Origin of the sequence: Streptomyces triticisoli, from assembly GCF_003270085.1 — a bacterium.
Classification (GTDB): domain Bacteria; phylum Actinomycetota; class Actinomycetes; order Streptomycetales; family Streptomycetaceae; genus Streptomyces; species Streptomyces triticisoli.
This window is the reverse complement of record NZ_QFDQ01000068.1, coordinates 1-22,224: the sequence shown is the minus strand read 5'-3', so window position 1 is coordinate 22,224 and position 22,224 is coordinate 1. Positions and strand designations below refer to the sequence as shown.

Genomic DNA, 22,224 nt, shown 5'->3' with positions numbered 1-22,224 from the left:
CGCGCTTTCTCCCGTGATTCCATCGCGCCAGGAGGCATATGGTATGGCTGATCAACTACAGTACGAAACCCGTTCTCGATTCACTACGTCCCGGCGCCGCGTACTGGCCGCGGCGGCCCTGGCACCCGCGCTCACCGGGGTGTCGGCAGGTGCCCGCGCCCTGTCCGCCGGGCCGGGAACCCGCGCTCCGGTCGAGCCGGTGATGACCAAGCTGGCGGACTGGAAGGACGTGGGCAGGGTTCTCGGCCGACCCGGTGACATGAGGCGGTTCATGTACCACACGGGCTTTCCGCGCCGGGACCTCACGGTCCACTCCCACGGCATCCGGATCCACCCCGCACTCGCCCTGGGCACGCACGTGTCCTTCGTCCGGTACGCCGATCACAGCACGTTCCTGATGGGCGACGCCGTGGTCACGGAGCGCGAACTGCAGCGCTTCGTCGACATCCTGCAGGCGCGTGGGATCATGCAGACCGCCCTCCACAAGCACCTGCTCGCCCACGAGCCGGACATCTGGTGGGTTCATGTGCACGCCCACGGCCACGACCCCGTCGCCATCGCCCGCGGTCTGCGCGCCGCGATCGACTCCACCGGCACCCCGCCCCCCGTACCCGTCACTTCTCCGCCGCGCGTCGACCTGGACACCGCCGCGATCGACGCCGCGATGGGTGTCAAGGGATTCGCCGACGAGGAGATCTACAAGTGCACTTTCGTCCGCCGTGAGACCGTGGTCGACGGCTCTGTGATCCTGCCTCCGGGTCTGGGCGCCACCACCGCCGTCAGCTTCCAGCCGCTCGGCGGCGGAAGGGCCGCGATCAGTGGTGACCTGGTGATGATCGCCAATGAGGTCCAGCCCGCCCTCACGGCCCTGCGGCGCGGCGGCATCGAACTCGTCGAGCTGCACCACCACAACCTGACCGACGAACCGCGCCTGTTCTTCGTCCACTACTGGGCCGTCGGCGATGCCGTGAGGCTCGCACACGCCCTTCGCCAGGCCGTGGACACCACCAACGTCGTACCCATGCCCGGAGGAGCCGACTGATGACCGGTGAGAACGAGACGGTCAGCTGCCCGTTCGATTTCAGTGAAGCCCTGGAGTTCGACCCCGCGCTCGCGGACCTGATGCGCCGTGAGTCCCCCGCACGGATCCGGCTTCGCTACGGCGATGCCGACGCCTGGCTGGTCACCGGCTTCGACGCCGTCAAGCAGGTGACCACCGATCACCGGTTCAGCCGGGCGGGCATCATCGGCCACGACTACCCCCGGATGACGCCCGAGCCCATCGTGTCGCCCGAATCGATCAATGTGATGGACCCGCCGCACAGCAGCCGCGTCCGCCACCTGGCCTCGCAGGCCTTCACCCAGCAGCAGGTCGAGAGCATGCGCCACCGGATCGTCCGGCTCGCGGATCAGCTGCTGGACGAGATGGAGCAGGCGGGCCCGCCGGCGGATCTGGTCCAGCACCTGTCCGACCCGCTTCCCCAGCACACCGTGCTGGACCTCCTCGGCATCGAGCGGGAGGAGTGGCCCCGCATCCAGGAGTCCGTGCGCCAGCTGCTCGTCGTGGACGCGGACAACAAGGAGGCCTCCGCGAGCGCCAAGGCCGATCTGACGGCCTACTTCGCCAAACTCGTCGGACAGCGCCGGAGCTCGCCCGGTGTGGACCTCATCAGCGCGATGGCCGCGGCGCGGGACGGTGCGGAGCAGCTCGACGACAGGGAACTGGCGGTCATGGCGCTCACGCTGGCGCTCAGCGGCCAGGACACGGCGACCTGCGAGATCAGCGACATCGTGTATCTGCTCCTGACCCGCCCCGAGCTGATGGAGCGTCTCAGGAGCCGGCCCGGGACGCTGACCGACGTGCTGCACGAGTTGCTCCGCCACATCCCGTTCCGCAAGGGGGTGGGAATTCCCCGGGTGGCCCTCGAGGACGTGGAACTGGACGGTGTGCGCATCCCGGCGGGCGACTTCGTCCATGTGTCGTACCTGACCGCCAACCGTGACCCGGAGCGCTACCCGGACCCGCACGTCATCGACCCCGACCGGCCGAACCGCCCGCACATGACGTTCGGCTGGGGCGGGCACCGCTGCATCGCGATGCCCTTGGCCATGGCGGAGCTCGAAGTGGCCGTCGGGCGGCTCGTGGAGCGTTTTCCCGGGCTGCGGCTCGCGGTGCCGCCGCAGGAGGTGCGGTGGGACACGGAGACGATCAGGCGGTTTCCCCTGGAGCTGCCGGTGGCCTGGTAGGTACGGTCGGCGGTTCAGGCCGGCAGCCGCGGCACGCTGTCGATCAGGTGGCGGGTGTACGGGTGCGCGGGCCGGCCCAGTACCTGGGCGGTGTCGCCGTGTTCGACCACACGGCCGCGTTCCAGGACGGCGGTGCGCTCGCACAGGGAGGCGACGACCGACAGGTCGTGGGAGACCATCACGAGCGTCAGCCCCTGCTCCTGCTTGAGCTCGGCCAGCAGGTCGACCACCTTCACCCGGGTGGTGACGTCGAGCGCGCTCACGGGTTCGTCGGCCAGCAGGACCCGCGGTGAGCAGACGGTGGCGCGGGCGATGGCGATCCGCTGGCGCTGTCCGCCGGAGAACTCGTGCGGATAGCGGCCTGCCGCATCGGCCGGCAGGCCGACCCGCTCCAGGGCCGCGGCCACCTTCGGTCCGGCCGTGGCGCGGCGGTCGATGCCGAGGGAGAGCAGCGGTTCCGCGACGGTGGCGCCCACGCGGCGGCGCGGGTCGAGCGAGGAGTAGGGGTCCTGGAAGACGCACTGGACGCTGCGCCGGAAGCGGCGCATCTGCTCCCGGTTCCGCCCGGACAGCCCGGTGCCGTCGAAGCGGACCTGGCCGGCGGTGGGGCGGGCAAGTCCCAGCAGCAGTCGCAGCAGCGTGGTCTTGCCCGCTCCCGACTCGCCGACCAGGGCGAGACTGTGTCCGGCCTCGACCGCGAGGGAGACGCCCTCGACCACGTTGTGCGTGCTGCCCCGGTAGCGCAGCGCGACGTCGGACAGTTCCAGTACGGGGGTCATCGCGCGCTCCTCAGGTCCAGGGCGGACTCAAGTCGCCGGGCACTGGCCACGAGGGCCTTGGTGTACTCCTCGCGGGGTGCGCCGACGATGGTGTGGACCGCGCCTTCCTCCACGACCCGCCCGTCCTTCAGTACCAGGGCGCGGTCGGTCACCTTGGCCACCACGGCGAGGTCGTGGCTGACGAACAGCACGGCCATCTCGCGCTCACGGACCAGCGTGTCGATGAGTTCGAGCATCTCGGCCTGCACGGACACGTCCAGGGCGGTGGTCGGCTCGTCCGCGACGAGCAGCCTGGGTTCGCAGGCCAGGGCCATGGCGAGGGCCACGCGCTGGCGCTGTCCGCCGGAGATCTCGTGCGGGAACGCGCGGGCGATGCGCTCGGGGTCGGGCAGCCGTACCTGTGCGAGGGCGTGGGCCACGGCGCGCCGCAGGTCCTTGCCCTTCAGGCCGGTGCGCCGGCCGAGGGGTCCGGCGATCTGGCGGCCCACGCGCATCAGCGGGTCGAGCGCGGTGAGCGGCTCCTGGAAGACGGCGGCGGCGTCCCGGCCGCGGACGGTGGTGAGCCGCTTCTCGGGGGCGCCGATGACCTGGGTGCCCGCGAGTTCGACGCTGCCGGTGGCGGTCATGCCGTCGGGCAGCAGGCCGAGCACGGCGAGCGTGGTCAGGGACTTTCCGGAGCCGGACTCGCCGATGAGGCCGAGGCGTTCGCCGCCGGCCACGGTGAAGGACACGTCGTCGACCAGGGTGCGGCCGTCACCGGTGCGGACGGTCAGCCCGCGGACGTCGAGGAGGGTCATGCGCGCCTGCCGCGGGTGGCCGGGTCGAGGGTGTCGCGCAGGCCGTCGGCGATGAGGTTGACGCCGATGACGAGCAGGACGAGCAGGATGCCGGGGGCGAGCGCGCCCGCCGGGGCGGTGGTGAAGGTGGCCTGGGCCTCCTGGAGCATCCGGCCCCACGAGGCGTTCGGCGGGGGTGCGCCGAGCCCGAGGTAGGACAGTCCGGCCTCGGCCAGTACGGCGAGCCCGAACTGGAGGGCGAGGTTGACCACAAGGGTGGGCCAGATGTTGGGCAGCACGTGGCCGGCCACGGTCCGGGGCCAGGAGGTGCCGGAGGTGCGGGCGGCGGTGATGTAGTCCTGCGCCAGCACCCGCTTGACGAGGACGCGCACCAGCCGGGCGACGACCGCGCTCTGCGCCAGGCCGATCGCGAGGACGGCCGAGCCGAGGGTCGCCGAGCGGGCGGCGACGATGAGCATCGCGAGCAGCAGCGTCGGGAAGGCGATCAGGATGTCGAGGAACGCCGCGAGCGTGTCGTCGAGCCATCCCTGCGCGAACGCGGTGAGCACACCGAGGGTGACGCCGATCGCGGCGGCGATGAGCACCGACCCCAGGCCCGCCTGGACGGCGATCCGCGAGCCGGTCATCACCTGGGTGAACAGGTCGCGTCCGAGCTTGTCGGTGCCCAGCAGGTGTCCGCCCCCGGGGCCGGCCAGCCGTCCGCCGGAGGTGTCGTCGGCGGGATAGGGCAGCCAGAACAGGGAGACCAGGGCGAGCAGCGCGATGAGACCGGCCAGGACGCAGCCGGTGACGAGGGTGGCGGAGCCCCGCGGCTGGCGCCCGCGCGGCGGTGCCTTCTCGTCCCGTACGGGCCTGAGCACGTCTGTCCGGGTCATCGGGCGCCTCCCGAGAGTCGTCCGCGCAGCCGCGGGTCGATGATCCGCTGGGCCAGGTCGGCGACGAAGCCGATGAGCAGCACGGCCAGGGTGGAGACGAACAGCACGCCCTGGACGACCGGGTAGTCGTGCTGAGCGATGCCGGTGGCGAGCAGGGAGCCGAGGCCCGGCAGCGCGTACACCGACTCCACGACGACCGCGCCGAGCAGCGTCGAGGCCAGCTCGATGCCGAGGATGGAGATGACCGGTACGGAGGCGTTGCGCAGGCCGTGCCGCCACATGGCCCGTCCGAACGAGGCCCCCAGGGCGCGGGCGGTGCGCAGGTAGTCGCTGCCGAGGACGTCAAGGGTGGCGGAGCGGACGTAGCGGATCAGGGACGCGCTCATCACCAGGGCGATGGTGGCGACCGGCAGGACGAGTGCGCGGATCGCCTCGGCCGGCTCCGACCAGCCGTCCGGGGGGAAGCCGCCGGCCGGGAGCCAGCCGGCGTTCAGCGCGAAGACGGCGATGAGGATCATCCCGAGCCAGAACACCGGGACGGCGATGCCCAGTTGGGACACGCCATTGAGCAGCGCGCCGTACCAGGTGTGCCGTTTGTGTGCGGCGACGAACCCGGCGGGTACGGCAATGAGGACGGCGAGGACGAACGCGGCGAGCGTCAGCGGCACGGTGACGTTCAGCCGGGAGGTGACCTCGGGTCCGACGGGCAACGAGCTGACGAAGGAGGTGCCCAGGTCGCCGTTCGCCAGCTGCCCGAGCCAGTGGGTGAACTGCTCGGGCAGCGGCCTGTCGGATCCGATGGCCTGCCGTGCCGCGGCGATCTGTTCGGGGCTCGCGCCCACCGCGGTGAGCGCGTTGGCCGGGTCGCCCGGCAGCATGCGCAGCAGGGCGAACAGCACCACGCTCGCCAGGCCCAGCGACACCAGGAGGAAGGCGAGGCGGCGCAGGAGATAGCGGGCCATCAGCCCTTCTTCTCGATGTCGTAGGCGTAGAACTGCGAGTTGAGGCCGTTGACCGGGTAGCCGGACAGCTTGCTGCTCGCGACGACGATCTGGGGGTAGAGGTAGAGCCAGTCGCTGGCCGCGTCCTCGGCGGTCTTGCGGTTCACCTTCTTCAGCAGTTCGGTCTGCTCGTCGGTGGTGGAGGCCTCCTCGGCCTGCTGGACCCACCGCGTGACCTGCTTGTCGTCGTAGCCCCAGTAGAAGTCGGGGTTGCCGTACCAGACCAGGTCGCGGTCGTTGACGTGCTCCTGGAGCGTGGCCGTGAAGTCGCGGTTCTTGTAGACCTTCGTGTACCACTCGTCCGACGTGATCGTGTTGATCTTCACGTCGACGCCGACCTTGGCGAGCTCGGACTTGATGAAGGTCGCGGCGGTGGGGTGCGGGTCGTAGTTCGGGGTGTCGAGGGTGAAGCTGAAGCCCTTGTCGTAGCCGGCCTCGGCGAGCAGCTTCCTGGCGCGGTCCGGGTCGTGGGCGTTGACCTTGGTGAGGTCCTCGTACCAGGGGTCGGAGGGCGGCACCATCGAGCCGATGAGCTTGCCGTACTCGCCCCAGACGGACTGCAGCAGCTTCTTGTCGTCGATGGCGGCGGAGACGGCCTGTCGCACCTTGACGTCGGTGAAGGGCTTGGCCCTGTTGTTGAAGGCGAGCAGCAGCTTGGTGGTGGAGTTGCCGTCGGTGACCTTGTAGGCGGGGTTGTTCTTGAACTGGTCGAGGGCGTCGGGCGACTGCTCGCTGGTGACCACGTCGACGGCGTTGGTCAGCAGCGCGTTGTTCAGCGCGGTGGCGTCCTTGTAGTAGTGGAAGACGACGCGCTTGTTGCTCGCGGCGTCTCCCCAGTAGCCGGGGAACCGGTCGAGGCTGAGGGCGGAGCCGCGGGTCCACTTGTCCAGCGTGTAGGGGCCGGTGCCGTCCTCGGCCGTCTTCAGGTCCTTCGCCTGGGAGTTGACGATCCAGACGTAGGTGAGGTTGTAGACGAAGGAGATCGACTTCTTCGACAGCGTGACCTCGACCGTCCGCGCGTCGGGGGTGGCGATGTCCTTGATGACCTCGAGGTTGCTCTTGCGGGCGGACTGGGAGTCGTCCGCGATGACCCTCTCCAGGCTGTACTTGACGTCCTGGCTGGTCAGCTGCTTGCCGCTGTGGAACTTCACGCCGTCGCGCAGGGTGAAGGTGTAGGTGAGCCCGTCGTCGCCGACCTTGTAGTCCTCGGCGAGCAGCTTCTCGACCTTGCCGTCGTCGGTGAGCTTGAACAGCCCTTCGTAGACGTTGCCGTTGAGGGCCTCGGTCACGCCCTGGCCACCGCCGGCGGTGTTGTCGAGGTTCTGCGGCTCGTAGAGGGAGCCGATGTTGACGGTGGCGTTCTTGTCCCAGGTGCCGCCCGAGGCGCTGCCGCCCGAGCCGGAGCCGCCGCAGGCGGTGAGGGTCAGGGCGAGGGTGGCCGCGGTGGCGGTGCCGTACAGGAACGTCTTGTTGAGGCGCATGGGTGAGGAGCTCTTTCGTGCTGCGGTGCGGGAAGCGGTGGGGTGATCAGTGCTGCGCGGGGAAGCCGCCGCGGAGGACGGGGAGCTTCTCGCCGGCCTCGACGCGCAGGTGGAAGCGGTTCTGCCGCGGCGGCATCGGACAGTTGTACTGGTCGGAGAATCCGCAGGGCGGCACGAAGGCGCGGTTGAAGTCGAGCAGGACGCGGTGGTCGTCCTCGGTGCGCCGGACGAAGAGGAAGCGGCCGGCTCCGTAGGTGGTGTCGCCGTTGGTGGGGTCGCCGAAGACGAGCAGCAGGGAGCCGTCGTCGTCGAAGGCGCTGAGGGTGTAGGCGCGGCCGTCGACGGTGAGGGTGATGTCGCCGGGGACGACGAGGTCACGGGTGCCGCCGTTGTCCCGGATGTGCTCGAAGGGGACGCGCCGGGCTCCGGGCACGGGCGTGTAGGTGGCCGCGAGCACCCAGGCCGGGTCGTAGGGGAAGACGTCGACCCGGTCGAAGTGGCGGACGGCGGGCGAGTCGGCGTCCCAGAACCGCAGGCCGTGCTCCCTCTCGCCGGTGGCGAGGTCGGTGCGCTGGAGCGTGGTCACGGTCACCGTGTGCGGCCGGCCGGTGCGGGCGGCCTCGGGGTCGGGGCGTTCACCGGCCGGCAGCCAGCGGGTCTCGACGAGGGCGAGGTTCCCGGTCGGCGAGGTGAGGGCCCGATGACGCTCCGCGCGCCAGGCCTGCCACTCCCCCGCGGGAGCAGCGGCGGGCAGGCCGGGGGCGGACTGGGGCATGTCAGGACTCATTCACGCAGCGTTCGTCGGTATCACGCCGCAGATGTCACGCCGCGTGAATAGGTGGCCAAAGCATCATCTTTATCTGCCATAAGGGTCTCTAATGTCAAAGAGAACCCCAGCTCAGGTGGTCCTTCTCACAGGCGCGTGCGCGGCCGGCGCCCGTGTTCGGCCCACCAGGCGGAGAGGGGCCCCGCCTTTTCGCGCCCCCGCGGCCCTCAGCCGGTGGCGGCGCCGAACCACTCCGGCAGCCGGCTGAGCAGTTCCTGCTGGTCTTCACCGACCCACGCCACGTGGCCGTCCGGCCGCAGCAGCACGGCGGGTACGTCCAGTTCCTCGCCGGCGTCGACGACGTGGTCGACCCGGTCCGCCCAGCCCGTCACCGAGAGCCGGCCGGTCCGGTCGAGCAGCAGCCCGCGGCCGCCGTGCATCAGCTCGTAGAGGCGCCCCTGCTTCAGCCTCACGTCCCGCAGCCGCCGGCCGAGCAGTTCGTGCCCCTCGCCGAAGTCGTAGCGGACCTCGACCGCAGTGATCATCCCGGTCACGTACCGGTTCACCTCCTCGAAGTCCATCAGCTTCGAGAACAGCTCCCGCAGCGCGGTCGCACCCGGATCGGTCCCCAGCAGCGTCATCTGCGCGCGGGTGTTGTCCAGCACCCGGGCACCCACCGGGTGCCGTTCGGCGTGGTAGCTGTCCAGCAGCCCCTCCGGTGCCCAGCCGCCCACCGCTGCGGCCAGCTTCCAGCCGAGGTTGAACGCGTCCTGCACACCGAGGTTGAGCCCCTGCCCGCCGGTCGGCGGATGGATGTGCGCCGCGTCGCCGGCCAGCAGCACCCGGCCGACCCGGTAGCGCTCGGCCTGCCGGGTGGCGTCGCCGAACCGGGACAGCCAGCGCGGCGAGTGCACACCGAAGTCGGTGCCCGCGAAGGCCCGCAGCTGCTTCTTGAACTCCTCGAGGGTCGGCGAGGCCGTGCGGTCCTCGGCCACCCCTTCGGCGGGCACGACGATGCGGTACGCGCCGTCCCCGACGGGGGCGGCGCCGAACCGCAGTTGGGTCTTGCGGACTTCCGCGACGGCGGCGGCGATGGCCGCCGGATCCTCGGTCACCTCCATGTCGCCCAGCAGCGTCTCGACCTTGGCGGGCTCGCCGGGGAAACCGACGCCGAGCCGCTTGCGCACCGTACTGCGGGCGCCGTCGCACCCCACGAGGTAGCGCGAGCGCAGGTACGTGCCTCCCCCGCCGGCTGCGCCCTCATCACTGGCCAGCTCGACGGTCACCCCGTCCTCGTCCTGGCTCAGCCCGACCACTTCGCAGCCGCGCCGGATCTCGGTACCGAGTTCGAGGGCACGCTCGTTGAGCAGCCGCTCGGTGACCGGCTGCGGGGTGGCGAGGCCGTACGGGTGAGCCGTGTCCAACCGGTCCGGCCACGGCTTGACGATGCCGCCGAAGAGACCGCCGACCTGGAACTTCTCACTGACCGCGAGGAACCGGTCCAGCATGCCGCGCTGGTCCATCATCTCGACGCTGCGCGTGTGCAGGCCCTGCCCTCGGGACTGCCCGGTCGGCTCGGTCAGCTTCTCCAGCACGACCACGTGCACGCCGTGCAGCCGCAACTCGCAGGCCAGCATCAAGCCCGTCGGTCCGCCGCCGGCCACGATCACGTCGATCATCACAACCCCCGTTTGTCTCCACAGGTTCTGGCTTCGGCCGGCGATTCTGCGGCATGACCGGGGTCTTGCCGCAAGCCCCCCGGTGCGCTATACGTTGAGAGTGGCAAGGAGTGGGTGACTTCCTTGCCTTTGCCTTTTGTCGTCCGCTGCGGGGGACCAGCTCCTCGCGAAGCGCATCGCGGCCGGGCTGGCCGGGTGGGGTCTCAGCGCTGGAGGAAGGCCTCCACCTCGTCGCGGCGGGGCAGTGACGGCTGGGCACCGGCGCGGGTGGTGCTGAGTGCCGCCGCGGCGCAGGCCCAGCGGGCGGCCTGTTCCAGGGCGCGGCCCTCGGCCAGTTCGACGGCGAGCGCGCCGCAGAAACAGTCACCGGCCGCCGTGGTGTCCACCGGCTCGACCGTGAAGGCCGGGATGTGCAGGTACGAGGTGCCCTCCAGGAGCAGCACGCCGTCCCCGCCGAGGGTGACGACCACGGCGCCCGCGCCTCTCAGTTTCCCCGCGGCGGCGACGACCTCGTCGACCGTCCTCGGCTCCGGGGTGCCGGCGAGGGCCGCCAACTCGGTGCGGTTGGGGACCAGCACGTCGACATGGCGGGGCGGGAGGGCGCCGGTGACGGCGGGGGCGGGGTTGTGCACGACGATGCCTCCGGCCAGTTCGGCGGCGGCGTGGTTGGCCTCGTCGGGGACCTCCTGCTGCAGGACGGTGACCTTGGCGCGGCCCAGCACGTCGGCGGCGCCTCGGCAGTCGGCCGCGGTCAGGCGGGAGTTGGCGCCGGGGCTGACGATGATGGAGTTCTCGCCCGACGGGTTGACGGCGATCAGCGCGCGCCCGGTGGGCACGCCTTGAGTGCGGACCAGGTGCGTGGTGTCCACGCCCTCGGCGCGTACCGCCGCGGCCATCACGTCGGCCGCGTCGTCCTCGCCGACCCGGCCGATCATGGCGACCTGTCCGCCGAGCCGGGCCGCCGCGACCGCCTGGTTGGCCCCCTTGCCGCCGGGGTGCTCGGCGATGTCCCCACCGAGCACGGTCTCGCCCGGCACCGGGTGCCGGGGAACGGGTGTGACGAGATCCAGGTTGAGGCTTCCGACGACTGCGATCACTGGTGTTCCTCTGAGGTTCTGCTGCTGGGGATGACGGCTCTGGGCGCGGCGGCGCGGGCAGAGCTGGAGGCGCGTACGACGAGTTCGGGCGCGAGGCGGACGGACCGGTGTGCCTCCGCGCCCCTGCCGGCGAGCCGCTGGTCGAGGAGCCGGAGCGCCTCGGCCGCCACTTCGGCGGCCGGCTGGCGGACCGTGGTCAGGGCCGGTTCGGCGAGGCTCGCCATGGGGATGTCGTCGAACCCGGTGACGGCGACCTCGCCGGGCACGTCCACGCCGAGTTGCCGGAGGCGTTGCACCGCACCGACCGCGATGAGGTCGTTGGCGCAGATGACGGCGTCCGGGCGGGCCGGCCGGATCCGGTCCACCGCGGCCCGCCCCCATTCCACGGAGAAGTCGCCGAGTTCGACGCGGCCGGGGGCCGATGGGTCCAGAGCGGCGACCCCGGTCTCGTAGGCGATGCGCCGCTCGACGGCTGTCGAGGCGGTTCCGGCGGCGCCCAGGAAGCAGAAACGGCGGCGTCCGGTGCCGGCCAGGTGGTCCAGGACGAGGGCCATGCCGGCGGCGTTGTCGACGGCCACCGAGTCGGCGATCCCGGGGCCGCAGGCCCGGTCCAGCAGCACCAGCGGCACCCGGGCCGCCGCGAGCGCGACGGCGTCGCGGCTGCGTTTTTCGTCGACGGGGATGACCAGCAGCGCGTCCACCTGCCGGTCCAGCAGGGCGGTGATCCGGTCCGCCTCGGTCGCCGGGTCGTCGTCGCAGTCGGCGAGCAGCAGGCCGCGGCCCCCGGCGTGCAGGGCGTGCTCGACCTCCCGCACGAGGGAGGGGAAGAAGGGGTTCATGATCTGCGGCAGCACCAGGCCGATGGTGCCGGTGGAGCGGCTACGCAGGGCACGGGCGACCTGGTTGGGCCGGTAGCCGAGGCTTTCGGCCGCGGCCCTTACGCGGCGCGCGGTCTCGGCGCCCACCGGACGGGTGCCGGCCAGCACCCGGGACACCGTGGCGACGGAGCAGCCCGACACGCGGGCCACGTCCCGCAAGGTCACCTCGGTCACCGCGCTCCGGCCCCTTCTGTCGGTCGACTTCCCGGCAAACACACGCCTCCAGCACCGGTGTCGGAGAACGTTATCACTCGGCTCCCCGCCTCCGATGTGCGCGATGAGGGACGTGGACCTGTGTGACGAAAAACAAGGTGTAGTTGCCATTGACATCTGAGCGAAAAATAGGTGACCGTTCGGGAGAACGTTTGCCCAAACGTTTCCCCCAGCGCCGAACCCACTCGGCGCCCCTCCGGCTTCGACCGCCCGCGCGTCCCCCGGAGATCGGTTTCACCACAGTTCAGCAAGCGAAGGGGCTCTCCGTTGGCCAGAAAGATCATCCTCGACTGCGACCCCGGCCATGACGACGCCATCGCCATGCTTCTGGCACACGGCAATCCCGACATCGAGCTGGTCGCCGTCACGACCGTGGTCGGGAACCAGACCCTGGAGAAGGTGACCCGCAACGCCCTGTCCGTGGCACGCATCGCGGGGATCACCGGAGTGCCCTTCGCCGCGGGCTGCCCCAGGCCGCTGGTGCGCCCCATCGAGATCGCGCCGGACATCCACGGCGAGTCGGGGCTCGACGGACCCGTGCTGCCCGAGCCGACCCTGGAGCTGGACCGCCGGCACGCGGTCGACCTGATCATCGACACGGTGATGTCGCACGAGCCGGGTGAGATCACGATCGTGCCGACCGCCGGTCTGACCAACATCGCCATGGCGGTCCGCAAGGAACCGCGGATCGCCTCCCGAGTCCGCGAGGTCGTCCTGATGGGCGGCGGCTACCACGAGGGCAACTGGAGCGCGGTCGCCGAGTTCAACATCAAGATCGATCCCGAGGCCGCCCACATCGTCTTCAACGAGAGCTGGCCGGTCACCATGGTCGGTCTCGACCTGACGCACCAGGCGCTCGCGACACCCGATGTCGTCGAGAAGATCGCCGCGGTCGGCACCGGGCCCGCCAAGTTCGTCCTGGAGCTGCTGGACTTCTTCGGCGCGATGTACGAGCAGGCGCAGGGCTTCCGGTTCCCGCCCGTGCACGACCCGTGCGCGGTCGCGTACGTCATCGACCCGGACGTCATGACGGTGCGCAAGGCGCCCGTGGACATCGAGCTCACCGGCACCCTCACCCTAGGCATGACCGTGGCGGACTTCCGGGCGCCCGCCCCGGACGACTGCCACACCCAGGTCGCGGTGAAGCTGGACCACGAGCGGTTCTGGAATCTCGTGGTGGACGCGCTCGAGCGGATCGGTGACGTCGAGGCATGACCGCTCCCAGCTTTCCCACGACCGACAAACCGCCCTGCCCGGCGCAGGGCTCCCCGGTCCGGATCGGTGTGCTGCTGACCGCGCTGCTCGCCGCCTGCGTGGCCTTCCAGCTCAACGCCAGCATGCTCAGCCCGGCACTGAAGAGCATGGAGGGCGCCCTCAACGCCACCTCCGCCGAGATCGGGCTCACCCAGACCGCGTTCTTCACCTCGGCGGCCCTGTTCTCGCTCTTCCTGCCCCGGCTGGGCGATGTCATCGGCCGCCGCAAGGTCCTCACCGGGATGCTGGCCCTGATGGCCGTCGGATGCGTCATCGCCGCGTTCGCGCACAACGTGCCGGTCCTGTTCGCCGGACGTGTCCTCCAGGGCGTGTGCGGCCCGGTCGTCCCGCTGTGCCTGATCATGCTGCGGGTGGAGGTGCCCGAGCCCAAGCTCTACGGCACCCTGCTCGGTGTGATCACCGCCTTCAACGGCGGAGTCGCCGGCGTCGACGCCCTCGCGGGCGGCTACCTCTCCGACCACCACGGGTTCCAGTCGGTCTTCTGGACGATGGCCGTCGTCGCGGCCGTCGCCACGGTCATGGTCGCTCTGATGACCTCCGAGTCCAAGGCGCCCGTCGCCGCCCGCATGGACTGGCCCGGCGTCGTTCTCCTCGTCGTCTCGGTCGGCTCGCTGCTCATCGCGCTGAACGAGGCCGGAAAGCTCGCCGCGGCCAACTGGCCGCTCGTCGCCCTCCTCCTCGTGGTCGCCGCCGCCGCCTTCGTCCTGTTCTGGCGCACCGAGGGCCGCAGCGGGCACCCGCTGGTCGCCACGCACCATCTGAGGCAGCGCTCGACCTGGGCGCTCCTGCTGACCACGGTGCTCACCATGACGGGCGTGTTCGCCATCATGAACGGGCTGATCCCGGCGTTCGCCGAGGACGCCCAGACCGGACTGGGCATGTCCGCCCAGCAGTCCGCGTGGTGGACCCTCACGCCGTACGCCCTAGCCGGGCTGGCCATGGGCCCGCTCGCGGGCCGGCTGGCCGCCGGCCTCGGGTACGGGCGGGTCCTGCGGTTCGGCCTGGTCGGGGCCGTGGGGACCGTCGTCCTGCTGGTCCTCACCCTCGGCAGCCACTCGCGCGCCCTGCTGCTGACGGCGTCCATCCTGGTCGGGATCACCTATGCGGGGATCGGGAACATCGTGCTCAACGGGCTCGGCATCGTGCTGTCCCCGCGCGAGAACCCCGGGTTCCTGCCCGGCCTGAACGCGGGTGCGTTCAACCTCGGCGCCGGTCTGAGCTTCGCGGCACTGTACGCGGTCAAGACCGCGGTGGCGCCCGCGGATCCGGCATCGACCGGCGGCTACACCACCGCCATGATCACCGGTGCCGTCATCATGACCGTCGCCATCGCGACGTCGTTCCTCATCCCCAAGCCGGTGGTCGCGGAAGCACGTTGAGCACCCCCTCTCCCGCCGGAAAGTCCTTCCCGGTGGGAGAGGGTGGAGGTGCGCCGGTCAGTACGGTCCGGCTGGTCGGGTGTCGTCGAGGACCTCACGCGGCCACGACGTCATCACGATGAAGGCCGCCGTGCCGGCACCCCAGCCCTTGTCCTCGTACGCCTCACGGACTCCCGGTGCCCGGGCGCGCTCGGCAGCCCGGGCACCGGGAGTCCGGAGGACCTGCGTCGTCATGGCCGGTGGACCCCACCTCGCCGAGAGCCCGTCGGAGCCCGCGCCCGCGGCGTCCCCTGTGCGGCAGTCGTACTTCTGAGTCCGCGTGCGAAACACCCCGGGCTCCCGCTCACTCGGAGCAACCGGTCGGGGTGCGGCTCGGCCGGACGTGGGCCCGTCGGGTGTAGGCCCGTCGGGTGTGGTCAGGGCTTGCGGGCGAGGCCGCCGTGCTCGGCGACGGGTTCCGCGGCAGGGGAGCCGGGATCCGGGCGCCAGTGCGGGACGGAGACGACTCCGGGGTCCATGAGGTCCAAGCCGTCGAAGAACGTCGTGATCTGCTCGACGGTGCGCAGGTTGTAGGAAACGGCGCCGCTTTCGTTGTAGGCGTCCTGGGCCTGTTCGAAGACCGGGTCGACGCCCCGTGAACCATCGTTGATGGAGAGGTAGCTGCCGGACGGCAACGTGTCCATCAGGCGGGTGACGATGGAACGTGCCTGGTCGAAGTCGGAGATGTGGCCCAGGATGTTGCTGAGGATGAGGGCGGTGGGGCGGGTGAGGTCCAGCGTCCTGGCGGCGGCCGCCAGGATGCGGTCCGGGTCCAGTACGTCGGCGTCGACGTAGTCGGTTGCCCCCTCCGGTGTGGAGTGGAGCAGGGCGCGGGCGTGTGTCAGGACCATCGGGTCGTTGTCGACGTAGACGATCCGGCACTCAGGGGCGATGCGCTGGGCCACCTCATGGGTGTTGTCAGCCGTCGGCAGACCGGTTCCGATGTCCAGGAACTGGCGGATGCCCGCCTCGGCGACCAGATATGTGATGCCGCGGCGCAGAAAGGCCCGGCTGCTGCGGGCGATGGTGACGATGCCGGGGAAGACGGCGGTGTACGCGTCGCCGGCCTCCTCGTCGACGGGGTAGTTGTCCTTCCCGCCCAGCCAGTAGTTCCAGATCCGGGCCGAGTGCGGCACCGACGTGTCGATCTTCCGGTGCGCCGCTGGTTCCGGAGTCGTCCGGTGGGTCATGGGTACCGCCCGTCTTCAGCCGAAGGGGAGCCGACCGGTGGCGGCTCTGTGCGTGGACCCCGGCCGCCGGTCGGGACTGAAGCCGAGCCTAGGGGCTGAACTCCCTTTCGTGGGGCGGGATTTCTCCGATCACGGCGTCAAGGCGCCGGTGGTCGCACCCGGCGGCCTCGATGCGTCGAGGCTGGATGTGGGGATCCGTCGGACGACCGGCAGACGGACACCGAACCCACGGGCGACATCGGCGATGAAGTGCGTCCGCAGGGCGCTGATGAGCCTGGACCCGGCCGGGGATCCATGAGGGCCGGCCGGGTGCGTGCCCGGATCAGTGGAAGACGCCGCTGTAGGCGTTGAGGGCGGGCTGGCCGCCCAGGTGGGCGTACAGGACGTTGGAGTCCTCGGAGATGTCTCCGAGCTGGACCAGGTCGATGAGTCCGGCCATGGACTTGCCCTCGTAGACGGGGTCGATGATCATGCCTTCGAGACGGCCGGTGAGCCGGATGGCATCCAGGGTGGACTCGACGGGGATGCCGTAGTGGTCGCCGGCCCAGCCCTCCAGGACAGTGATCTCGTCGTCGCGCAAGTCCCGGCGGAGGCCGATGAGTTCGGCGGTGTTGCGGGCGATCTTCTCCACCTGGGCACGGGTCTCGACGATCTTGGCGGAGGCGTCGATGCCCAGCACGCGGCGGGGCCGGTCCTGGCCCGCGAAGCCGGCGATCATGCCCGCGTGAGTGCTCCCGGTGACGCTGCACACCACAATCGTGTCGAAGAAGACCCCGAGCTCGCGTTCCTGCTGCTGGACCTCGTAGGCCCAGTTGGCGAAGCCGAGGCCACCCAGGGGGTGGTCGGAGGCTCCGGCGGGGATCGCGTACGGAGTGCCGCCGGCGGCCCGGACGTCCTCCATGGCCTGCTGCCAGCTGTCCTTGAAACCGATGCCGAACTCCGCCTGGACCAGGCGCACGTCGGCGCCCATGATGCGGGACAACAGGATGTTGCCGACCTTGTCGTTGACCGCGTCCGGCCAGTCCACCCAGCTCTCCTGGACCAGGACGGCCTTCAGACCCGCCTTCGCGGCGACCGCGGCCACCTGCCGGGTGTGGTTGGACTGGACCCCGCCGATGCTGACCAGGGTGTCCGCACCCTGCCGGAGCGCGTCGGGGATCAGGTACTCCAGCTTGCGGGTCTTGTTGCCGCCGAAGGCCAGCCCGCTGTTGCAGTCCTCCCGCTTGGCCCAGACGCGGGCACCGCCGAGGTGATCACTGAGCCGGTCCAGCGGGTGGACCGGGCTGGGGCCGAACAGCAGGGGGTAGCGCTCGAAGGCCTCGAGGGACATCTGTGACTCCTTGCAGGATGCGCCCGGCGTGGGCTGTGGGTCGTGCGGAGTGCTGGATCAGTGCGGGGAGGGAACACCGCCGGATCCGCCGTCCGGCTCGTCGCCGTCGGGGAGCACGGTGTCGAGCAGGGGCAGCAGTGTCCGCCAGTTGGCGCGGGTGGCGGCTACGGCCCCCTCGACGTCCCCGGCTTCGCACAGCGCGATGATCCGGTCGTGCTGGGCGACCGATCCCCGGCCGCTCAGCGAGGAGAAACGCAGCCTCTCCAGTCGCCGCAGCACCGGTGTGAACTGCTCCAGGACGGTGCGGACGGCCGGATTGGCGCAGGCGGTGACGGCGACGCCGTGGAAAGCGTCGTCGGCCGTGATCGCCGCGTCGACGTCATTGCGGCACAGAGCCTCGGTGAAGCGTGTGTTGGCCTCGCGCATGGCATCCAGTTCGGCGGCGGACAGGTGGGGCATCGCCTCGCGGACGGCGAGTTCGTGCATGGCCGCGGTCACCGACTGGGCCGCCCGCACAGCGCGGACGTCCAGCGGACTGACCATCGTGTAGCGGCCGGGCTTCGTCTGCACCAGGCCGGCCTGCTCCAGACGCGCCAGGGCCTCCCGGACCGGTGTGCGGCTGACCCCCAGCCACTCCACCAGGTCACTGTCGTTGAGGCGCTCCCCCGGTGCGAGCGTGCCGTCGACGATGGCGTCCCGGATCGCCCGGTAGGCGTTGTCCCGGAGGAGTGACCTGGAGACGAGTCCGCGGCTCTGTGGAACTGGCATGCAACATATTGCATGCCGCATGACAGTCACCTGTCAAGACCCTTCCCCGACCCTGACGAGACGGCACCGCCGCCGCTCGGACCCCTTCGCGGAACACCCGGTTCATGCCTCCGCCCCCATCCCCTCAATGGGCAAAAACTGTCCGTATTGCCCGTATATGGCAGGCGATAAGGGCAGAAAGGAACTTATCGCGGTGCGGTTCGAGTTGCCACGATGAGGCCAAGAGGTTTATAAGAGGAGCGTGGCCGAAGCGATTCCGGGAATTCCGGTGACTGCCGGCCACGGAGGTTTCCCATGTTTCTCACTCCGTCCGACACGGAGAAATTGCTGCTGAGTGTTGCCGGAATGGTCGCCCGTGACCGACGGGAGCGCGGGGTGCGGCTCAACTACCCGGAAGCCGTCGCGCTGCTCGCCTGCTGGGCGATGGAGCGTGCCCGCGAGGGCGCCCGCGTCAGCGACCTGATGGCCGAGGGGCGACATGTCCTCACCCGTTCTGACGTGCTCGAAGGAGTTCCCGAGATGCTCCATGACGTCCAGGTCGAGGCGACCTTCCCCGACGGGCGCAAGCTCGTCACGATCACCTCGCCGATCCCGTGATCCCCGGCGAGATCCGGACCGGGTCCGGCGTACTGGAAATAAACGGAAACCGTACTCGACTTCAGGTGACAGTGGTGAACGAGGGCGACCGCCCTATTCAGACAGGATCACATCTGCATTTCCCCGACGCGAATCCCGCGCTTTCCTTCGACCGCTCTTTGACCCGGGGATTCCGGCTCGACATTCCCTCCGGCACGTCCCTGCGTTTCGAGCCCGGGGTCGGTGCCGAGGTCACCCTCGTCGAACTGGGCGGCCGTCGGGAGGTGCCCGGCATCGTCGTGCCCGGCGACCGGGCCGCGGGAACGGAGGACACGTGACATGGCAGAACTGACCCGGGCCGCCTATGCGTCGCTCTACGGGCCCACCACCGGCGACCGCGTCCGCCTCGCCGACACCGACCTGTGGATCGAGGTCGAGGAGGACCGCTGCTTCGGCGGCGACGAGGCCGTCTTCGGCGGCGGCAAGTCCATCCGCGAATCCATGGGCCAGGCCACCACCTCGCGCGCCGACGGCGCCCTCGACCTCGTCATCACCAACGTCGTCGTCCTCGACCACTGGGGCATTGTCAAGGCGGACGTCGGTGTCCGGGCGGGCCGGATCGTGGCCCTCGGCCGGTCCGGCAACCCCGACATCAGCGACGGCGTCCACCCCGGCCTGGTGATCGGCCCCGGCACCGACGTGGTCTCCGGAGAGGGCCGCATCCTCACCGCCGGAGCCGTCGACACCCACGTCCACTTCCTGATGCCCGAGGCCCTGCACGAGGCCCTCGCCACCGGCACCACCACCGTCATCGGCGGCGGCACCGGCGCCACCGAGGGTTCCAAGGCCACCACGGTCACCCCCGGTGCCTGGAACCTCGCGATGATGCACCGCTCCCTGGACCGCGTCCCGCTGAACGTCATGCTGTTCGGCAAGGGCTCGACCGTCGGCGAGGAGGCCCTGCGCGAAGCGGCCCTCGGCGGCGCCGGAGGGTACAAGGTCCACGAGGACTGGGGCGCCACCCCCGCCGCCATCGACGCCGCGCTGAAGGCGGCCGACGCCTACGGTGTCCAGGTCGCCCTGCACGCCGACAGCCTCAACGAGGCTGGCTACGTCGAGGGAACCCTCGACGCCATCGCCGGACGCGGCATCCACGTCTTCCACGCGGAAGGCGCCGGCGGCGGCCACGCACCCGACATCATCACCGTCGCCTCCCACCCCAACATCCTTCCGGCGTCCACCAACCCGACGCTTCCGCACACCGTGAACACCGTCGCCGAGCACCTCGACATGCTGATGGTGTGCCATCACCTCAATCCGCGCGTCCCCGAGGACCTCGCCTTCGCGGAGTCCCGCATCCGCGCCACCACCATCGCGGCCGAGGACGTCCTGCACGACATCGGCGCCCTGTCCATCACCTCCTCCGACGCCCAGGCCATGGGGCGCGTCGGTGAGGTCGTCTGCCGTACCTGGCAGGTCGCCCACACCATGAAGCAGCGCTTCGGCGACCGTGCGGGCGAACTGCCCGCCGACAACGAGCGCGCCCGCCGCTACGTCGCCAAGTACACGATCTGCCCGGCCGTCGCCCACGGCATCGACCACGTCGTCGGCTCCGTCGAACCGGGCAAGCTCGCCGACCTGGTGCTGTGGGACCCGGCCTTCTTCGGCATCCGCCCCGCCGCGGTGATCAAGGGCGGCATGGTGGTGTACGCGCCCCTGGGCGACGCCAATGCCGCGATCCCCACCACCCAGCCCGTCCTGCTCCGCCCCACCGCCGCGGCCGGTGCCGCCCCGCACCTCTCGGTCAGCTTCGTCGCCCCGCTGGCCCTGGAGGACGGCCTCGCGGAACGCCTCGGCCTTGGAAGGGAGTTGGTCGCCGTTCGGCCCACCCGCCACCTCACCAAGGCGGACCTGCCGAACAACACGGCGCTCCCGGACATCGACGTGGACCCGGAGACGTTCGCCATCCGGATCGACGGCGAACTCGTGGAACCCGCCCCCGCCACCGAACTGCCGCTCGCCCAGCGGTACTCCCTGTTCTGATGCCCGGCCTCGCACCCCTCCTGCTCGGCGACGGACGGCTCCCGGTCGGCGCGTACACCTACAGCGCCGGACTCGAACCGGCCGTCGCGGCAGGCCTCACCCGCGAGCACGTTCCCGCACTGCTGCGGGCCCGGCTGCGCACCGCGGCGGTCACCGAAGCCGCCGCGGCCGTCCTCGCCCTGCGGGCCGCCGTGGAAAACCCCGTGGACTACGGTCCCGTACAGCGGGCCCTCGCCGCCCGGACACCCACCGCGCCCCTGCGCGAGGCGTCGGCGGCACTGGGCCGGGGCGTGCACCGCCTCGCACGACGGCTGGCCCCGGACCACCCCGCGGTCACCGCCCTGTCCGCGGTCCGTCCCCGCCCGCTGCGGCCGGTCGCGCTCGGCGCCCTCGGAGCCGTCATGAAGGTGTCCGAGGAGGACCTGGCGCACGGTGTCGTCTACGACGAACTGCAGACGGTCACCTCGGCGGCGCTCAAGCTGCTGCCCGGCGACCCCCTCGACACGGTCGCCTGGATCCTCGCCGCCGAGCCGGACGCCACGGCCGCGGTGAACGAGGCCCTCGCCGTACGGACCCCGGCCCAACTGCCCGTCCGTACACCCCTGCTCACCGAGCAGTGGGCACTTGAACACGCACGACGAGAACGGAGACTGTTCCTTGCCTGACCAGCAGCCCCGCCGGCACCACCCCCAGCCGCTCGGCCGGCCCCGCGCCCTGCGCCTCGGAGTCGCGGGCCCCGTCGGCACCGGCAAGAGCTCGGTCCTCGCCACCCTGTGCCGTGAACTGGCCGGTGAACTCGCCATGGCTGTCGTCACCAACGACATCTACACCGACGAGGACGCCCGCTTCCTGCGCTCGGCCGGTGTCCTGCCGACGGAGCGCATCCGCGCGGTGGAGACGGGCGCCTGCCCGCACACCGCCATCCGCGACGACGTCAGCGCCAACCTCGACGCCGTCGAGGACCTGGAGGAGGAGTTCGGGCCGCTCGACCTGGTGCTCGTCGAGAGCGGCGGCGACAACCTCACCGCCACGTTCAGCCCGGCCCTCGCCGACGCCCAGCTGTTCTGCATCGACGTCGCGGGCGGCGGCGACGTCGCCCGCAAGGGCGGTCCCGGCATCACCGGCGCCGACCTCCTGATCGTCAACAAGACCGACCTGGCGCCCCATGTCGGGGTCGACGTGGACACGATGGTCGCCGACGCCCGAAGCGCCCGCGACGGTCTGCCGGTCCTCGCGCTCTCCCAGCACGATCCGGCGTCGATCATTGAACTCGCCGACTGGGTACGGTCGGTGCTCGCACGCCACCGCGACGGCACCCACATCCCCACCGACCCGGGGCCGATGGCACCCCACAGCCACGCCCACCACGACTCGTGACCGGACGCACGGCTGCCGGCACCGAGCCGGCCGATCCCACGATCGTCGCCGTCGAACGCGAGGGCGCGGGCCGCCACCTCGTCCGCGAACTGCGTCCCGGCGCCTTCCTCGCCCCCCGCCCCCTGCTGCCGGTCCCCGACCGTGTGCGGATCGCCCTGGTCGGCACCCGCGCCGGTCTGCTCGCGGGCGACGACCTGCTGCTGCACATCTCGGTCGGCCCCGGAGCCCGCCTGGAGCTGACCGAACCGTCCGGCCTGGTCGCGTACGACCACCGCGGCGGCACATCGAGGTGGCGGGCCCGCGTCGACATCGCGGAGGACGGCGAACTGCACTGGGACGCCAGACCGTTCGTGGTCTGCGACTGTGAGGATGATTGTGTTCCGCACGGGGCCGTGGCCTGACCCGGTCTGCGACTGACCAAGGTGTCCTGAGCG

The 22,224-nt window shown here is 70.8% G+C and carries 22 protein-coding genes and 1 pseudogene; 10 read left to right on the top strand and 13 right to left on the bottom strand.

The features are described from left to right. Positions 1–43: 43 nt before the first annotated feature. Both DEP02_RS12030 and DEP02_RS12025 read left to right on the top strand, forming a co-directional pair. On the top strand, positions 44–1,042 hold the full coding sequence (locus DEP02_RS12030; protein WP_112467335.1) for a DUF1259 domain-containing protein: 999 nt from the start codon (positions 44–46) through the stop codon (positions 1,040–1,042). Next, positions 1,042–2,247, top strand: coding sequence for a cytochrome P450 (locus DEP02_RS12025; RefSeq protein ID WP_112467334.1), 1,206 nt, complete (start codon positions 1,042–1,044; stop codon positions 2,245–2,247). Before DEP02_RS12030 ends, DEP02_RS12025 begins: the two co-directional genes overlap by 1 nt. 14 nt (positions 2,248–2,261) lie before the next feature. On the opposite strand, the gene DEP02_RS12020 is transcribed toward DEP02_RS12025, so the two are convergent. The 9 genes from DEP02_RS12020 to DEP02_RS11980 all read right to left on the bottom strand — a co-directional run bounded on the left by DEP02_RS12020 (position 2,262) and on the right by DEP02_RS11980 (position 11,774). Next, complete coding sequence (locus DEP02_RS12020) at positions 2,262–3,026, bottom strand: ABC transporter ATP-binding protein (protein ID WP_112467333.1); 765 nt, start codon at positions 3,024–3,026, stop codon at positions 2,262–2,264. Continuing rightward, entirely contained in the window at positions 3,023–3,823 is an 801-nt protein-coding gene (locus DEP02_RS12015) for an ATP-binding cassette domain-containing protein (RefSeq protein WP_112467332.1), read from the bottom strand. The genes DEP02_RS12020 and DEP02_RS12015 overlap by 4 nt, the downstream gene beginning before the upstream one ends. Beyond that, positions 3,820–4,698, bottom strand: a complete 879-nt coding sequence (locus DEP02_RS12010) for an ABC transporter permease (RefSeq protein WP_112467331.1) — start codon at positions 4,696–4,698, stop codon at positions 3,820–3,822. The genes DEP02_RS12015 and DEP02_RS12010 overlap by 4 nt, the downstream gene beginning before the upstream one ends. Further along, the gene (locus tag DEP02_RS12005; RefSeq protein WP_112467330.1) at positions 4,695–5,660 is read right to left on the bottom strand and encodes an ABC transporter permease; all 966 of its coding nucleotides are present in this window, start codon (positions 5,658–5,660) and stop codon (positions 4,695–4,697) included. Before DEP02_RS12005 ends, DEP02_RS12010 begins: the two co-directional genes overlap by 4 nt. After that, entirely contained in the window at positions 5,660–7,180 is a 1,521-nt protein-coding gene (locus DEP02_RS12000) for an ABC transporter substrate-binding protein (protein WP_112467329.1), read from the bottom strand. Before DEP02_RS12000 ends, DEP02_RS12005 begins: the two co-directional genes overlap by 1 nt. 46 nt (positions 7,181–7,226) lie before the next feature. Then, on the bottom strand, positions 7,227–7,955 hold the full coding sequence (locus DEP02_RS11995; RefSeq protein ID WP_112467328.1) for a DUF1684 domain-containing protein: 729 nt from the start codon (positions 7,953–7,955) through the stop codon (positions 7,227–7,229). 218 nt (positions 7,956–8,173) lie between these two features. Continuing rightward, positions 8,174–9,625: a rifampin monooxygenase gene (gene rox, locus DEP02_RS11990; protein WP_112467327.1), complete on the bottom strand. Its 1,452-nt coding sequence runs from the start codon at positions 9,623–9,625 to the stop codon at positions 8,174–8,176. A 203-nt stretch (positions 9,626–9,828) separates the two neighbouring features. Next, the gene (gene rbsK, locus DEP02_RS11985; RefSeq protein ID WP_112467326.1) at positions 9,829–10,722 is read right to left on the bottom strand and encodes a ribokinase; all 894 of its coding nucleotides are present in this window, start codon (positions 10,720–10,722) and stop codon (positions 9,829–9,831) included. Next, positions 10,719–11,774, bottom strand: a complete 1,056-nt coding sequence (locus tag DEP02_RS11980) for a LacI family DNA-binding transcriptional regulator (RefSeq protein ID WP_112467325.1) — start codon at positions 11,772–11,774, stop codon at positions 10,719–10,721. The genes rbsK and DEP02_RS11980 overlap by 4 nt, the downstream gene beginning before the upstream one ends. Before the next feature lie 306 nt (positions 11,775–12,080). On the opposite strand from DEP02_RS11980, the gene uriH reads away from it, so the two are divergent. Beyond that, a complete protein-coding gene (gene uriH / locus DEP02_RS11975; RefSeq protein ID WP_112467324.1) occupies positions 12,081–13,028 on the top strand; it encodes a uridine-preferring nucleoside hydrolase UriH in 948 nt (315 codons plus the stop codon). After that, positions 13,025–14,467, top strand: a complete 1,443-nt coding sequence (gene uriT, locus DEP02_RS11970) for a uridine transporter UriT (protein WP_112467323.1) — start codon at positions 13,025–13,027, stop codon at positions 14,465–14,467. Before uriH ends, uriT begins: the two co-directional genes overlap by 4 nt. A 57-nt stretch (positions 14,468–14,524) precedes the next feature. On the opposite strand, the gene DEP02_RS35820 is transcribed toward uriT, so the two are convergent. The 4 genes from DEP02_RS35820 to DEP02_RS11950 form a co-directional block, all read right to left on the bottom strand. Continuing rightward, complete coding sequence (locus DEP02_RS35820) at positions 14,525–14,701, bottom strand: hypothetical protein (RefSeq protein WP_269809356.1); 177 nt, start codon at positions 14,699–14,701, stop codon at positions 14,525–14,527. Positions 14,702–14,883: 182 nt separating this feature from the next. Next, on the bottom strand, positions 14,884–15,696 hold the full coding sequence (locus tag DEP02_RS11960) for an SAM-dependent methyltransferase (protein WP_112467322.1): 813 nt from the start codon (positions 15,694–15,696) through the stop codon (positions 14,884–14,886). A gap of 322 nt (positions 15,697–16,018) precedes the next feature. Further along, a complete protein-coding gene (locus DEP02_RS11955; protein ID WP_112467321.1) occupies positions 16,019–17,026 on the bottom strand; it encodes a 1-aminocyclopropane-1-carboxylate deaminase in 1,008 nt (335 codons plus the stop codon). Between the two features lie 57 nt (positions 17,027–17,083). Beyond that, positions 17,084–17,794 carry a GntR family transcriptional regulator gene (locus tag DEP02_RS11950; protein WP_112467320.1) on the bottom strand — a complete coding sequence of 237 codons (711 nt, stop codon included), beginning with the start codon at positions 17,792–17,794 and terminating at the stop codon, positions 17,084–17,086. A 294-nt stretch (positions 17,795–18,088) separates the two neighbouring features. On the opposite strand from DEP02_RS11950, the gene DEP02_RS11945 reads away from it, so the two are divergent. The 6 genes and pseudogenes from DEP02_RS11945 to DEP02_RS11920 form a co-directional block, all read left to right on the top strand. After that, complete coding sequence (locus DEP02_RS11945) at positions 18,089–18,391, top strand: urease subunit gamma (RefSeq protein ID WP_112467319.1); 303 nt, start codon at positions 18,089–18,091, stop codon at positions 18,389–18,391. Further along, complete coding sequence (gene ureB / locus DEP02_RS11940; protein WP_112467318.1) at positions 18,388–18,708, top strand: urease subunit beta; 321 nt, start codon at positions 18,388–18,390, stop codon at positions 18,706–18,708. The genes DEP02_RS11945 and ureB overlap by 4 nt, the downstream gene beginning before the upstream one ends. Before the next feature lies 1 nt (position 18,709). After that, positions 18,710–20,413 carry an urease subunit alpha gene (locus DEP02_RS11935; protein ID WP_112467317.1) on the top strand — a complete coding sequence of 568 codons (1,704 nt, stop codon included), beginning with the start codon at positions 18,710–18,712 and terminating at the stop codon, positions 20,411–20,413. Beyond that, entirely contained in the window at positions 20,413–21,078 is a 666-nt protein-coding gene (locus tag DEP02_RS11930) for an urease accessory protein UreF (protein WP_112467316.1), read from the top strand. Before DEP02_RS11935 ends, DEP02_RS11930 begins: the two co-directional genes overlap by 1 nt. Continuing rightward, positions 21,071–21,790 (top strand): urease accessory protein UreG, encoded by a 720-nt coding sequence (gene ureG / locus DEP02_RS11925; RefSeq protein WP_112467315.1) that lies wholly within the window; start codon positions 21,071–21,073, stop codon positions 21,788–21,790. The genes DEP02_RS11930 and ureG overlap by 8 nt, the downstream gene beginning before the upstream one ends. Next, positions 21,787–22,146: pseudogene (locus tag DEP02_RS11920) on the top strand (urease accessory protein UreD); the annotation flags it as partial. The gene ureG and the pseudogene DEP02_RS11920, both read left to right, overlap by 4 nt. Positions 22,147–22,224: the final 78 nt, after the last annotated feature.

Bases quoted from the DNA above. Each gene is read 5' to 3' on its own strand.
- DEP02_RS12030 (WP_112467335.1), top strand. From the start codon at position 44: ATGGCTGATCAACTACAGTACGAAACCCGTTCTCGATTCACTACGTCC.
- DEP02_RS12025 (WP_112467334.1), top strand. From the start codon at position 1,042: ATGACCGGTGAGAACGAGACGGTCAGCTGCCCGTTCGATTTCAGTGAA.
- DEP02_RS12020 (WP_112467333.1), bottom strand. From the start codon at position 3,026: ATGACCCCCGTACTGGAACTGTCCGACGTCGCGCTGCGCTACCGGGGC.
- DEP02_RS12015 (WP_112467332.1), bottom strand. From the start codon at position 3,823: ATGACCCTCCTCGACGTCCGCGGGCTGACCGTCCGCACCGGTGACGGC.
- DEP02_RS12010 (WP_112467331.1), bottom strand. From the start codon at position 4,698: ATGACCCGGACAGACGTGCTCAGGCCCGTACGGGACGAGAAGGCACCG.
- DEP02_RS12005 (WP_112467330.1), bottom strand. From the start codon at position 5,660: ATGGCCCGCTATCTCCTGCGCCGCCTCGCCTTCCTCCTGGTGTCGCTG.
- DEP02_RS12000 (WP_112467329.1), bottom strand. From the start codon at position 7,180: ATGCGCCTCAACAAGACGTTCCTGTACGGCACCGCCACCGCGGCCACC.
- DEP02_RS11995 (WP_112467328.1), bottom strand. From the start codon at position 7,955: ATGCCCCAGTCCGCCCCCGGCCTGCCCGCCGCTGCTCCCGCGGGGGAG.
- rox (WP_112467327.1), bottom strand. From the start codon at position 9,625: ATGATCGACGTGATCGTGGCCGGCGGCGGACCGACGGGCTTGATGCTG.
- uriT (WP_112467323.1), top strand. From the start codon at position 13,025: ATGACCGCTCCCAGCTTTCCCACGACCGACAAACCGCCCTGCCCGGCG.
- DEP02_RS35820 (WP_269809356.1), bottom strand. From the start codon at position 14,701: ATGACGACGCAGGTCCTCCGGACTCCCGGTGCCCGGGCTGCCGAGCGC.
- DEP02_RS11960 (WP_112467322.1), bottom strand. From the start codon at position 15,696: ATGACCCACCGGACGACTCCGGAACCAGCGGCGCACCGGAAGATCGAC.
- DEP02_RS11955 (WP_112467321.1), bottom strand. From the start codon at position 17,026: ATGTCCCTCGAGGCCTTCGAGCGCTACCCCCTGCTGTTCGGCCCCAGC.
- DEP02_RS11950 (WP_112467320.1), bottom strand. From the start codon at position 17,794: ATGCCAGTTCCACAGAGCCGCGGACTCGTCTCCAGGTCACTCCTCCGG.
- DEP02_RS11945 (WP_112467319.1), top strand. From the start codon at position 18,089: ATGTTTCTCACTCCGTCCGACACGGAGAAATTGCTGCTGAGTGTTGCC.
- DEP02_RS11935 (WP_112467317.1), top strand. From the start codon at position 18,710: ATGGCAGAACTGACCCGGGCCGCCTATGCGTCGCTCTACGGGCCCACC.
- DEP02_RS11930 (WP_112467316.1), top strand. From the start codon at position 20,413: ATGCCCGGCCTCGCACCCCTCCTGCTCGGCGACGGACGGCTCCCGGTC.